This is a genomic window from Brucella sp. NBRC 12953 (assembly GCF_040369775.1).
GTDB lineage: Bacteria > Pseudomonadota > Alphaproteobacteria > Rhizobiales > Rhizobiaceae > Brucella > Brucella pseudogrignonensis.
The window spans coordinates 47,028-59,199 of the sequence record NZ_BAABSV010000012.1 but is presented as its reverse complement, the minus strand read 5'-3'; the positions used below and the strand labels follow the sequence as shown (position 1 = coordinate 59,199).

Sequence of the window (12,172 nt, the reverse complement as noted above, 5' to 3'; positions counted from 1 at the left end):
GGACAGGTGATAGTGCAACGCCAAACCCTATCGGGACAGTCTGTTCTCATCATCGATTAACACGAGGCGGGAAGGGGCTGATGCTCCCCACCGCCACAATACGACGTTGAGATCATTAAGGCCTGCTCCTTTTGCAAAGCTTCGCACCAACAAGCCATTATAGCCTGCAGCGATAAGATGCCGCGCAAAAATCTGCGTTGTTGCCTCTCCCTTCAAACGCATTTGGTCACGCCAGTCCTCACTGCCGAGCAATGACGGATCCAGTCCCATCTTCTTCAATGCAGTTTCATCACGGCAATCGAATAGAGGTTCGATATCTGCCTCATAAGCGACGAGTGTTGTGGGCTGCAGGCTGCCAACCTGGTTCGCTTCACGAAGTGCGGTCATAATACTGACAGAGCAATAAAGCGCTGGAACCCCTTTTGGGTTGAAACGGCCTCCAAAAAGCGCGGCACCGCGTCCAGAAAGGGGGTCACGCGCATAAACAGGATTTATTGCCCGATAGAGTTTGTCTGAATAAACAATCGACACGGTTAGGCATGAACCCCGGCATCAACGGCATCGATATAGGCGAGAACCTCACTTGCTCTTCCGTTGAGAACCAATTGCATCGCTGTCTGGCCAGAAAACCCGGCCAATGGTTCGGAACGATACCAGGCATAAGCCATCAGTGCCGAACCGAAACGTGGTTCGACCTTGTTCAGGATTTCCACCATTTCCCGCAGACGTTTTTGTGTCTTGTCGGATTGCACGCGATCTTTGCGTTGCACGGCATCGCGACCCAGACCTGCAGAGCGTGCGACTTCATCGCTTGTCGTACGCAAGGCATCTGCGATTTTGCGCGGCGCAAACAGACCATTATCTGAATATTGTGCTAGCCCCATTATAGTGACTCCTTTAAAAAAGCCATTCATTTTGACGCAATATAACGTCATTCAAGGTGGCATTCAAGGGGCTTGGCCATTTCCGGTGTTGGATTTGGACGCTAACTGAGCTCACGATCAATATCCCGGCGCAGAACGATCGCCGTTGTGAGGTCCTCAACAATATCGTGGCCTGCGATCAGATCGCGCACCCGATTAAGACCGTCAATTGAACCGGTTTCAAGTTCGACGATAAGGTCAAGCTGACCGCTGACAGACGATACGCGTCGCACTTCTGGATGGAGGGCCAGGATATCGAGCAATTCATGAGCGGGCGTTCGGCGCAGATTGATCAACAATGCCGCTCGAATGACATTTGCATCGATCTCACCGATATCCGCCCGGTATCCTCTGATGACGCCACTGCGCTCGAGATTGGTGACGCGTTCGCTCGTCGCGCTTCGCGACAATCCAATACGCCCAGCCAGCGTTTTCAGCGCGATACGCGCTTCCTTTGACAGGATTGCCAGTATTTCACGATCTTTCGCATCAAGTTCACGCATCATTATCCTGTTCGTCACCGGACATATGCCGGTTCATTCCGACAATGTGCCGGTTCTCCCGACAGGATACTTGATGCCCGAAAATCCTTTGCATGCCAAGCTGCGGGCAAGAAATCTAACCTGGAAAAATAGTGGCTATGACTGATCTCTCTCACCCCGCGCCTCAGTTTTCGGCGATTGACGCAGAACAACTGGCGAAAGACGTTTTCGGCGTTGAAGCCGCAGCCTCTCAACTCGACAGCGAGCGTGATTGTAATTTTCGTCTCAAAACCGGAACGGACGCTGACTGGATCCTGAAAATCGTCAATGCCAGTGAACCAAAAGTCGAAAGTGAGTTCCAGACGGCGCTGCTTGACCATCTCTCAGCGGCGAAGTCCCGGCTCGCGGTTCCTCATTTAAAGCCAAGTCTGAAAGGTGATGTGCTGGCCTCGACAAGCGGCAAAAGTGGGGAAAAACATGCTTTGCGTCTTGTCGGCTGGTTGCCGGGAACCCCATTGGCCGAAGTCACTCGAACATTCGAACTGATGCGCAATCTGGGGCGTTCGCTTGGCGAACTCGACCATGCGCTGCAGGGCTTTATCCATGTCGGGGCATTGCGTGATCTCGATTGGGACTTGCGCCATGCGGGGCGGGCGCGCGACCGTCTGCATCATATTGAGGATGCGGATAAGAAGGCCTTGCTTGCGCGGTTCTTAACGCGCTTTGAGAATTTTGTGGCTCCCAAGCTTGCAGGCTTGCGTGCGCAGGTTATCCATAATGATGCGAATGATTGGAATGTTCTTGTCGATAACGACAATCATGAAAAAATCGCCGGTCTGATCGATTTTGGCGATGCCGTTCATACTGTGTTGATCGCAGAGGTCGCAATTGCCTGCGCTTACGCGGCGCTTGATACGCAAGATCCAATTGGCGCGGCTGCAGCGCTGACTCAAGGGTTTCATGAGCGTTATCCGCTCCAGGGCGAAGAAATTGATCTTCTCTTTGATCTGATTGCCATGCGCCTTGTCACAAGTGTTACATTCTCCGCGTCGCGCCGCGAGAAGACGGAAGACAACCCATATCTTGCGATCAGCGAAGCACCCGCATGGCGTCTTCTGGAAAAGATGGATGCCATGAACCCGCGCTTTGCCACTGCGATCTTGCGCAAGGCATGCGGCTTTGATGCAATTGACGGCGCAGGGGCCATCCGCAAGTGGGTATCGGATAATGCGAAAACATTCGCTCCCATTGTTCGCCCCGCGCCGGCCACTATGACCAAAGCAATCGTACCTTATGGCGATGCGTCGCATTTTATGACCGTGGCCTCGGCTGAGCAACGCGCAAAAGAAGCAACGCAATGGTGGGACGATTTTTGTTCAGAAAATGATATTGAGCTCGGCATTGGTTCGTGGGGCGAAAAGCGAACGGTCTATACCGACAAGGCATTTGAATCACGGTTCATTGACGGACAGCGCCGCATTCATCATCTTGGCGTCGATTTGTTCATGCCAGCAGGAACACCGCTCTATACGCCACTTGAAGCGACTGTTGTGAGTGTCGAAATCGAGCATGAGCCGCTTGGCTATGGCGGCCTGGTCAAGCTCGAGCACCACCCTGAAAACTGCCCGCCATTTGTGACGCTTTGGGGGCATATGGCCCATGAGGCACTCCTAAGACTGAAGCCGGGCCAGACGCTGCAACAAGGTGACCTTGTTGGCCATATGGGCGATATTGATGAAAATGGCGGATGGACCCCGCATCTTCACTTTGAGATGACCACAGATGTGAATTTGACGGCAACTGAAATCATGGGCGTTGGTGAAGCGGCATATCTTGACGTATGGGCTGACCTGTTTCCGGATGTTGCCGAGCTTGCAGGTATTCCACCAGAAACCTTTGTTCAAGATGGGAGAACCCGCGCTGAAATCATCGAAAGACGCAAGGAAATACTGCTGCCAAATCTTTCGATCTCCTATTCTGAGCCGATCAAGTTCGTGCGTGGGGAAGGTGCCTGGCTGATCGATGACCGGGGACGGGCTTATCTCGATTGCTTCAACAATGTCTGCCACATCGGACATGCCCATCCGGAGGTGGTGGAAGCAATTGCGCGTCAGGCGGGTCTGCTGAATACCAATACGCGATACTTGCATGACAATATTGTCGAATATGCCGAGCGGCTGACCGCCACATTGCCTGAGGGGCTGACTGTTGCATCTTTCGCGTGCTCGGGCAGTGAGGCCAATAGTCTGGCCTTGCGCATGGCGCGCAGTCATACGGGTCGCAATGAAGCGATTGTCCTCGACTGGGCCTATCACGGTACCACGCAGGAACTCATTGACCTCAGCCCCTACAAGTATAAGCGCAAGGGTGGGAAGGGGCGCCCCGAGCATGTGTATGAAGGCACTATTCCCGACAGCTATCGTGCTCCGGAAGATTGGCCTTTTGCGGAGCATGCCAAAAGATTTGCTCAGGATATTGCCGAGAAAATCGATCGCATGCGCGGCGAGGAAAAGGCGCCTTCATTCTTTTTGGCTGAATCCATTCCAAGCGTTGCCGGTCAGGTGTTCCTGCCCGAAGGCTATCTGAAAGAAGTCTATGCAATGGTGCGTGCGGCGGGCGGTGTTTGTATCGCCGATGAAGTTCAGGTTGGCTTCGGTCGCGTTGGCAGTCATTGGTGGGCATTCGAGCTGCAGGATGTCGTGCCTGATATTGTCACGATGGGCAAGCCGATCGGCAATGGGCATCCAATGTCTGCCGTTGTGACGACACGGGAAATAGCTGACAGTTTCAACAATGGCATGGAATATTTCAACACATTTGGCGGCAATCCGGTGTCCTGTGCTGCAGGGCTTGCGGTGCTCAACGTCATCGAGCGTGATGGATTGCGCGAAAATGCACTTGAAGTGGGCAACCATCTGATTGATGGCTTTCGGGAAATGCAAAAGCGTTTTGAAATCATCGGCGATGTTCGCGGCCAGGGTCTGTTTCTGGGGATTGAACTGGTCACAGATCGCAACAGCAAGGCTCCGGCCACCACGCTTGCTCGCAGCATCAATGATCATGCGCGCAAGCGGGGAATATTGATGGGAACCGAAGGGCCGCATGACAATGTGCTGAAGATGCGGCCGTCGATGGTCTTCAACCGTCAGAATGCCGACCATCTGCTTGATGTGTTGAATGACAGCTTTCTGGCTGCGTTGAAATAGACGCAGTTACAACGATCGGACTGAAGGCCCTCACCGCCCGGATTGCTCTGGAGCGGTGAGGGCCTTTTTTGCTGTCAGAGCGAGGCTCACGGCTTTGCGCGAGCCATCTCGGTCTGGATGGCAGCGCGCATTTGCGGGTCTGGGGAGTGCCGACAATATGCCGGTTGATTCCGGCAATGTGTCGGGCTCGCAGACATATTGCAGGATGCTTGCAAACAGAGCCTGTGCCAAGCTCCTTCTCGAAGGTTAATGGCAAACCATAACCCTACAACAAAAAGACAAATCCAGAGGAAACTCAAAGTCATGCGTTCCAAGTTCAACAGAATTTTTGCAGCCGCCGCCATCGCTGTCGCGGCTGGCTTTCTGAGTGCTCCCGCCCAGGCGGACGAGCTGGAAAAGCTCAAGACCGCCGGGGAAATGCGGATTGCGATGAGCGGCCAGTATCCGCCATTCAGCTTCACCAATGAACAGAATGAAGTGGTCGGTTTTGATGCATCGATCGGCTCGGAAATTGCCAAGCGGATGGGGTTGAAGGCCAATATCGTCACCACACCTTTCGACGGGATCATTGCCGGGCTTCTGGCCAAAAAATATGATGCCGTGGTAGCCTCCATGACCATTACGCCGGAACGCGAGAAGGCGGTGGATTTTGTGGGACCCTATTACCATGCCGGACGCACGATCGTCGTCAAGGAGAGTTCCTCCATTCAGAAACTGGAGGACCTCAATGGCAAGACGGTTGGCGTAACCATGGGTGATGCCCATGAAAAATGGGCCAAGGCGCAAGGGGATTTGAGCGTGCGCACCTATAAGGGCCTCCCTGAAATGCTGATTGATCTGGATGCAGGCCGGCTGGATGCTCTGGTCATGGACAGCATTCCGGTGATGATTGCGGTCAAGGAAACCGGACAGAAAGTGCGTATTCTCGATACGCCTGACATCGAAGGCGGCCGGGTGGCGCTGGGTATCGCAATCCGCAAGAACAACCCCGAACTCAAGGCCGAAATGCAAAAGACCCTGGAAGCGATGCTGGCTGACGGCGGCTACGAAAAGATATCAATGGAATGGATCGGCAGCGACATTCGCTGATTGGATTTCAGTCCGGCCCGAAGCAGTTCGGGCCGGTCCCTTGAGGTTTCGGAGTATGCTTATGGATCTTGCTTTGATGCAGCGGGTCCTCCCGTTTTTTCTGGAGGCTGCATGGGTCACCGTGCAGATTTCTGTTCTTGCGCTTGCACTGGGTTTTGTCATCGCCGCCTTGCTTGTCTTGGCGCGCCTGTCAAACAGCAGGCTGCTGCGCTTGTTATCAGCTGCTTATGTCAGCGTTTTTCGTGGCACCCCCTGTTTGGTGCAGCTGTTTGTTCTGTATTTTGGCGGTCCGCAGATCGGCCTGGAGCTTGAACCCTATGCCGCCAGCGTGATTGGGCTGGGACTGAATATCGGTGCTTACATGGCCGAATCCATTCGTGGCGCCATTGCCGGCGTTGACCGGGGGCAGGCAGAAGCTGCACGGTCGATTGGTTTTGACCGTGGCCGGACGCTAAGGCTGATCATTCTGCCGCAGGCGGCCAGACTGATGATCCGCCCCCTGGGCGTCAATGCAGTGGCATTGGTCAAGGGATCGGCCCTGGTGTCGACGATTTCGGTGGTCGAGCTCACCTATACCGCGCAACGCTTCATCAGTTCCACCTATAAGCCATTCGAGATATTCGCAGTCGCAGCGGTTCTTTACATGCTCATTGTTTATGTTGTCGTCATGATCGTTGATCTGCTCGACAAGCGCTTCGCGCCGCGTTGAGGGTCCTGTTCATGCCAGCACTTGATTTTAGTATTGTCGCCCCCTATGCCGATATCCTTCTCACCGGACTTGGCTGGACCCTGGTTCTCGCGGTTGCCTCCAGTATTCTCAGTTTTGTCTTTGGCATCCTGTTTGCACTGATTGTTCTTTACGCGCCTGCGCTGCTGGCAATTCCGGTACGCTTCTTCATGTGGCTGTTCATGGGAACGCCGCTGCTGTTGCAGCTTTATCTGATCTATTATGGTCTTGTGCAGATCGGCATTGATATTCCGGCACTGTTTGCAGGCATCATCGGATTGAGTCTGCATTTTGCCGTCTATAATGCTGATGTATTGCGTGCCGGGATTGTGTCAGTCGATCCGGGACAGACAGAGGGCGCTCGCTCCATTGGGCTTAGTCGGGGGCAGGCCTTGCGCTATGTGATTATCCCGCAGGCCATCCGCAACACGATCCCGCCCATTGGCAACAATATGATCGTGCTGCTCAAGGATACTTCTCTGGTTTCCATTATCGGTATTGCCGAGCTGGTGCATAGTGCGCAGATCGCGATCAGCGAGACCTACAGTCCGTTCGAATTCTATCTGACTGCGGCTGTGCTTTATTACATCGCCAATCTTGTCATGGAGGCGATGCTGCGACGTATTGAAAGAAAAGTGGAGGTGACGCGATGAGCGCATCCTTAGCAATGGTTGAAGTCAAGGCCGCGCGCAAGGCCTATGGCGCGCTTGAAGTCCTCAAAGGGATCGACCTGTCGGTGACGCGTGGCCAGATTATTGCGATCATCGGTCCGAGTGGCTCCGGCAAGAGCACCTTGTTGCGGTCGATCAATCACCTTGAGACGCTGAATGGAGGAGAGGTCTGGCTCGACGGTACTCAGGTCAACCAGCCGCTCAAGGGACAGGCTTTTGAGAAGCACATCAATGCGGTGCGCCAGCAGATGGGCATGGTGTTTCAGCACTTCAACCTGTTTCCGCATCTCACTGTGATGGACAATATCACGCTGGGTCCGATCCGGCTGAAAAACATGCGCAAGGCGGAGGCGCGAGGGCTGGCAATGGAATTGTTGGAAAAGGTCGGCCTTGCAAGCAAGGCGGATGTCTATCCCTCGCGCCTTTCCGGCGGACAGAAGCAGCGTGTGGCGATTGCCAGAGCCCTTGCGATGCAGCCGAAGGTGATGTTGTTTGATGAAGCGACATCGGCGCTGGATCCGGAACTGGTTGATGAGGTCAATCTGGTGATGAAGCAATTGGCGGCGGAACATATGACCATGTTGATCGTCACCCACGAGATGCGGTTTGCAGGTGAGGTGGCCGATCGGATCCTGTTTATGGATGGTGGGGTGGTGGTTGAAGAAGGCGCTCCCAGTGCGTTGTTGCGCAATCCGCAGCAGGAGCGCACACGCAGTTTCCTGAGAAACTATCTGGCGCAATGATGGTGTTGCCTGGGGTGGCTTGCGGGCGTCATGGCAATAAGCAGGGCCACGTCTTCATGCAGCCCTTCCGGTCGCCGACGGTTGCGTAATTCGCTTCAGGCGCGCGGGCGATGGGGGCAGCAAGGTCGAATCGTCCCTTCTTCTGCAAGGTTAAAATGTCACTGTAATGCCTTTGCGAGCAGGATGACCAGCCCCGCCCTGCCTGGCTGGTCAGGGTTGCAAGGGCAGAGCGGGGCCGGCCAATTACTCAAGGTCCAATTACTCTAGGGCGAATTACTCAAGGCAGATTGCTTTGGTTTTTGCAGGGTGATGCGTGATTTGCAGGGCAATCGCCGAAAATATCCTTTTTGGTTGCCCGCGCTTGGTTTCGGATTGGTTGGCGATCCGGCCTGCGTCGCCATCCTGCTTGTGCTATGTGGTTCATATATTGCTGGTGGCAGGGCAGGCGTAGCACCGTTGCGCAGTGCTGCCAGCGGCCACATTGCGGCTCCAATTGCAATAGTGGTGATAAAGGCGCATGGTACTTTTCTCCGCAGCAAATGATACGGGCGCTGCTGATAAGGGGGCAACCCCAGCCCCAACAGAAGGAAGATCGCCATGTCTTCCCATATCTATCGCCGTTTTATTCAAAGACTTGATTTGAAGCTCTTGCGTGAAGCAATTCTTCGGGCAGGAGCAACTCCGACTTCGGGCGAAACGAAATCTGCCCCATTGCACGAGAAAGAAGGGCCGATGTCGGATTTTCTCGCGACGCGACGAGATCCGATAAAAATGCTGGACTTGTTAGGTTTTAGAAAGACCGACAGAGGCGTTCCCCCCGTGCGGTCCGATTTGACAGGCGGAACAAAGGCAGGCGGGCGACCGGCGAATGCTCCGCTACCAGTTCCTAGTGTAATTGCAGAGCGGATCTCCAGGCTTGCGCGGCGTGGCAGATGAAACGAAGCAATAGAGTCGTTATTCAGGTATTTATTTTTACCGTTTTCATTCTTGTTGTAGCACTCGTGTGGTTGGATTTAATTACTCCCATCGATATCTAGACACTTTTGAGAGGTCTTTTTGTGGGCCAAACCAAAGCGCGTGCGCTTTGGTGGCTGAGTGAGTGAGGCCGGCTGATACGCTTGGCGTGAGTTTCGACGTGAGCCCATCGTTTTTCAAACCACGTTGCCGGCTCAATTGCTTTCGCTTTGAATAAGGCGCATGGTGTTTATCTCGACAGCATTTGAAACGGGCGCTGTCGTTCAGGCCCTATTGGCCGAGCCCGCAACCAAGGAGGGCGTAATGTCTTCCATCCATCTTGATTCAGCGAAAATCATCATGATTTCGCTCCTGCTCAGGGAAGCCCGGCAACCGGGCGACACTCAGGATCTGAGCAACAAGGCAGCGCGATACCTCACGCACCGTTTTCAGGCAGGCACTTTTGATGAAGCTCGTCTGCGGATCGCGCTAAAACAGTTCATCAAGGAGCATCGGTCAATGAAAAAGGCCATTGACCGGTGGGACGATGAAGGCGGCGCATCGTAAACCAAACGCGAGCATAATAGCTTAGATTATGGAGGATACACTGGCAGAGCAGATCAGGGCTCAAAGATTGACCCGGTCGGGCCGAGAAACAAAACAAGAGCGCTTGGGAAGACATAGAATAAGCCTTTGTTCAGCCAAAGAAGCTGTAAGTGACGATGCGATGGACGCGCGGGGGCGCGACCTGAGTCACGCGGATACATGTTAGACAATTTTGGTAGAGTTCCCCTATCGGCCGCTGTCGGTGTAACCGCCGCGGTTGTTTGTGAGGGCTACTGAACGCAGAAGAATTCATGCAAGCAATATCGATAAGAGTGGTATAATGGTGTTCAACGCGCAATGAGACGCGTGCGATCATTGAGGATCGGATATTGCCAGGAAAAATGCACAATGGATAAATCCCGCTTTTGGGGGAGTGATCCCGGATGCGTTTGCGGCAGTGGCTATTGGCTTCACTTTTGGCCACTCGGTTACGTAACGGACATGTAAACGTCTGATCGGGTCGGATATGTCTGACACTGTAGCGCTCGTGGTGACACCCTGCTGCCTGGAAAATCAAACAATAATTCCGGAGGCCCGGGAGCATGAAGGCTGAATATAAAGCCGCACCCATCTATCCGACCCGCACGAGTGCGAGAAAGTCAACACGGGCAACGCCGCGGGGTGCGGAACGACCGAACGTGGCGCTCGCCGCCACAAGGAGCGATGCGCTTGCTCAAGCGCGTTCGAGCCGCTGAAAGCGCCCAACAACAGGAGGCTGAAATGAAAAAGGAGAGACTACCCCCAGTGCCAGAACCCCATCAAGCGATACGTCCGCGCCATGAGGAGGATCATGCAGCCAGCAAAGGCGACCTCAGAAATGCTCATCGGCAGATGAATGCGCCCTCCCGGGACTGGACCAAACTTGCAAATATCTTGCGACGCGCATGCGGTGGGTTTTCCCGTTCGCGCACCGCGCATCATGGATCGAGAGGCAGTAAACCACATGAGAAATGATACAACCGCGCTCGAACGCAAGGTTCTCGCGCACGAACAGATACTTCAGGTCCTGATCGGCCATCTCGCCGAGACCGAGCCCAAGTTTCTGGATCGTTTGAAGGCAGTGTTTACCCGTCATCACAATCTTGGAGTCAATGAGCAGGACTATGTTGATACGGCTCAATATGCGGAGCAGTTCATTCACGAGGTTGAGAAGATGCAGCAATATAAGGCAACAAGGTAGTCTCCTTTGGCTTATGCTTGCACGGCCCATGTGACACCTCGAAATGGGCGAGGATGCGGGACGCGCTTTGCTGATGGTGCTTGGCGTTGCACTCACCTGACCGCAACAACTGCTGCCGACCCTATTGCTTTCATTGCGCTTGCAGCACCACAGAGTGCCGCCGTTACGCGTTTAGCAGCTGTCACTCTGATTGCAACAGCCTCTCACGAAGCAACCTGCTCGCAGCCGCAGATTACATAGCCCAACACGCCTTTCCGACACAACTTCCCGTTGGCATCATGATCGTCAGCATCGGTGGCATCTATTTCATCTCATTACTCGTAAAAGAGAGGCGAAGGTGAGGACGAGACGATCGGGCATATAAAACGCGAAGGACTTGAACCTGTGCAATCGAAGTCTTGTTTTCTAGACTGGCAATTATTCCAAGCAGTTGCGTTCAGCATGATCGGAAGTCCCGCTCATTTTGCAATGCCGGTAAAAGGGTGGAAAGGGGACAATTCAGGTTTTATAATCGGGTGGTGTAAGCTGGGCATTGTCGGCAATCAGTGGCAGGAAGGCGTTGAGTGTGAGTGTTAACGCGGAACGGGACGAATTATCCTCCCGCTACCATCGCTTTGCAGTTCGTGAGGCTTGCGGAAAATCTCCGCTATACGAGCACCTTGCCATGAGCATATCGCAAGACGCAGCGGTGCTTAGCCTGATCTCGGCCTTGCCTCAACCAAAGCAGCAGCCCAACCTACTTCTTGCCGGCTACCGACACCTCTTCGGTGTTCCGTCGAACTACAGCGTGTTCAAGCGAGTTTTGGTGAAGCGCTTTGATGCTGTTCGCTCCATCATTCTCAGGCGCTCGACGCAAACCAACGAACCGGGACGCTGCGCTTTGCTTCTGCCGGTTTTAGCGAGCTTACCGCAGCCGCTGGCACTTTTGGAGGTCGGTGCGTCCGCTGGGCTTTGCCTCTTCCCGGATCGCTACGGATATGAATATCCGTTAAGGAGCCTTTGGCCCTCGGGGGAGGAAAAATCGTATCCCGTGTTCCCATGCAAGACTGGCGCAAATATTCGACTTCCTGAGACGCTTCCGCAGATCGCTTGGCGGGCTGGGCTCGATCTGAATCCGCTCGACGCTGGCGATAAAGACGATGCCGCTTGGCTCGAAACACTTGTTTGGCCCGAACAGGTAGAGCGCCGTGAACGGCTTCGTCTGGCACTCGGTATTGTAGCAAAGGAGCGGCCGAAGATCGTACAAGGTGATCTGCTGGGACCTGAGTTCGCAGCCCTTTGCCTTCAAGCTCCGCAGGATGCCACGCTGGTTGTCTTCCATACCGCCGTTTTCGCCTACATTCCAAACGATGGCGACCGGATGGGATTTGCCGACCAGGTTTCCGCGCTATCAGATATATGGATCTGCAATGAGGCACCCGGCGTCATGCCGCATTTTGGCTTTTCCTCGGCAGACGCGCCCTCGCCAGGTGCCTTCTTGCTGTCGGTGAATAATCAACCTACCGCATGGACCGATCCGCACGGTGCCTGGATTGATACGATTACAACTGCGAAATCGATCTCCGAAGGGGCTAGCCGGTGAAACTGAAAA

Annotated in this window: 12 protein-coding genes; 9 read left to right on the top strand and 3 right to left on the bottom strand. The window is 54.1% G+C overall.

The features are described from left to right. Window positions 1-27: 27 nt before the first annotated feature. From ABWV94_RS21695 to ABWV94_RS21685, 3 genes are all read right to left on the bottom strand, one after another. Window positions 28-525 (bottom strand): RES family NAD+ phosphorylase, encoded by a 498-nt coding sequence (locus ABWV94_RS21695; RefSeq protein WP_113499419.1) that lies wholly within the window; start codon window positions 523-525, stop codon window positions 28-30. Window positions 526-533: 8 nt separating this feature from the next. Continuing rightward, window positions 534-884, bottom strand: a complete 351-nt coding sequence (locus ABWV94_RS21690; RefSeq protein WP_113499326.1) for an antitoxin Xre/MbcA/ParS toxin-binding domain-containing protein — start codon at window positions 882-884, stop codon at window positions 534-536. A gap of 101 nt (window positions 885-985) precedes the next feature. Next, the gene (locus ABWV94_RS21685) at window positions 986-1,426 is read right to left on the bottom strand and encodes an Lrp/AsnC family transcriptional regulator (protein ID WP_079210937.1); all 441 of its coding nucleotides are present in this window, start codon (window positions 1,424-1,426) and stop codon (window positions 986-988) included. A 137-nt stretch (window positions 1,427-1,563) separates the two neighbouring features. Here ABWV94_RS21685 and ABWV94_RS21680 point away from each other — a divergent pair, with 137 nt between their 5' ends. The 9 genes from ABWV94_RS21680 (at window position 1,564) to ABWV94_RS21640 (ending at window position 12,163) form a co-directional block, all read left to right on the top strand. Next, the gene (locus tag ABWV94_RS21680; RefSeq protein WP_353415304.1) at window positions 1,564-4,611 is read left to right on the top strand and encodes an aminotransferase class III-fold pyridoxal phosphate-dependent enzyme; all 3,048 of its coding nucleotides are present in this window, start codon (window positions 1,564-1,566) and stop codon (window positions 4,609-4,611) included. Window positions 4,612-4,914: 303 nt separating this feature from the next. After that, window positions 4,915-5,700 (top strand): ABC transporter substrate-binding protein, encoded by a 786-nt coding sequence (locus ABWV94_RS21675; RefSeq protein WP_113499330.1) that lies wholly within the window; start codon window positions 4,915-4,917, stop codon window positions 5,698-5,700. A gap of 61 nt (window positions 5,701-5,761) precedes the next feature. Next, window positions 5,762-6,409, top strand: coding sequence for an amino acid ABC transporter permease (locus ABWV94_RS21670; protein WP_113499332.1), 648 nt, complete (start codon window positions 5,762-5,764; stop codon window positions 6,407-6,409). 11 nt (window positions 6,410-6,420) lie between these two features. Then, complete coding sequence (locus ABWV94_RS21665; RefSeq protein ID WP_079210933.1) at window positions 6,421-7,080, top strand: amino acid ABC transporter permease; 660 nt, start codon at window positions 6,421-6,423, stop codon at window positions 7,078-7,080. Beyond that, the gene (locus tag ABWV94_RS21660) at window positions 7,077-7,841 is read left to right on the top strand and encodes an amino acid ABC transporter ATP-binding protein (protein WP_079210932.1); all 765 of its coding nucleotides are present in this window, start codon (window positions 7,077-7,079) and stop codon (window positions 7,839-7,841) included. The genes ABWV94_RS21665 and ABWV94_RS21660 overlap by 4 nt, the downstream gene beginning before the upstream one ends. A 1,278-nt stretch (window positions 7,842-9,119) precedes the next feature. Next, window positions 9,120-9,362: a hypothetical protein gene (locus ABWV94_RS21655; RefSeq protein ID WP_353415303.1), complete on the top strand. Its 243-nt coding sequence runs from the start codon at window positions 9,120-9,122 to the stop codon at window positions 9,360-9,362. 581 nt (window positions 9,363-9,943) lie between these two features. After that, window positions 9,944-10,096 carry a hypothetical protein gene (locus tag ABWV94_RS21650; RefSeq protein ID WP_162761755.1) on the top strand — a complete coding sequence of 51 codons (153 nt, stop codon included), beginning with the start codon at window positions 9,944-9,946 and terminating at the stop codon, window positions 10,094-10,096. Between the two features lie 248 nt (window positions 10,097-10,344). Next, window positions 10,345-10,581: a hypothetical protein gene (locus ABWV94_RS21645; RefSeq protein ID WP_079210929.1), complete on the top strand. Its 237-nt coding sequence runs from the start codon at window positions 10,345-10,347 to the stop codon at window positions 10,579-10,581. Between the two features lie 565 nt (window positions 10,582-11,146). Then, window positions 11,147-12,163, top strand: a complete 1,017-nt coding sequence (locus ABWV94_RS21640) for a DUF2332 domain-containing protein (RefSeq protein WP_353415302.1) — start codon at window positions 11,147-11,149, stop codon at window positions 12,161-12,163. Window positions 12,164-12,172 lie beyond the last annotated feature (9 nt).

What these genes read in the sequence shown, in the direction of transcription:
- ABWV94_RS21665 (WP_079210933.1), top strand. Translation starts at nt 6,421, where the DNA reads ATGCCAGCACTTGATTTTAGTATTGTCGCCCCCTATGCCGATATCCTT.
- ABWV94_RS21655 (WP_353415303.1), top strand. Translation starts at nt 9,120, where the DNA reads ATGTCTTCCATCCATCTTGATTCAGCGAAAATCATCATGATTTCGCTC.
- ABWV94_RS21660 (WP_079210932.1), top strand. Translation starts at nt 7,077, where the DNA reads ATGAGCGCATCCTTAGCAATGGTTGAAGTCAAGGCCGCGCGCAAGGCC.
- ABWV94_RS21650 (WP_162761755.1), top strand. Translation starts at nt 9,944, where the DNA reads ATGAAGGCTGAATATAAAGCCGCACCCATCTATCCGACCCGCACGAGT.
- ABWV94_RS21670 (WP_113499332.1), top strand. Translation starts at nt 5,762, where the DNA reads ATGGATCTTGCTTTGATGCAGCGGGTCCTCCCGTTTTTTCTGGAGGCT.
- ABWV94_RS21680 (WP_353415304.1), top strand. Translation starts at nt 1,564, where the DNA reads ATGACTGATCTCTCTCACCCCGCGCCTCAGTTTTCGGCGATTGACGCA.
- ABWV94_RS21645 (WP_079210929.1), top strand. Translation starts at nt 10,345, where the DNA reads ATGAGAAATGATACAACCGCGCTCGAACGCAAGGTTCTCGCGCACGAA.
- ABWV94_RS21690 (WP_113499326.1), bottom strand. Translation starts at nt 884, where the DNA reads ATGGGGCTAGCACAATATTCAGATAATGGTCTGTTTGCGCCGCGCAAA.
- ABWV94_RS21675 (WP_113499330.1), top strand. Translation starts at nt 4,915, where the DNA reads ATGCGTTCCAAGTTCAACAGAATTTTTGCAGCCGCCGCCATCGCTGTC.
- ABWV94_RS21685 (WP_079210937.1), bottom strand. Translation starts at nt 1,426, where the DNA reads ATGCGTGAACTTGATGCGAAAGATCGTGAAATACTGGCAATCCTGTCA.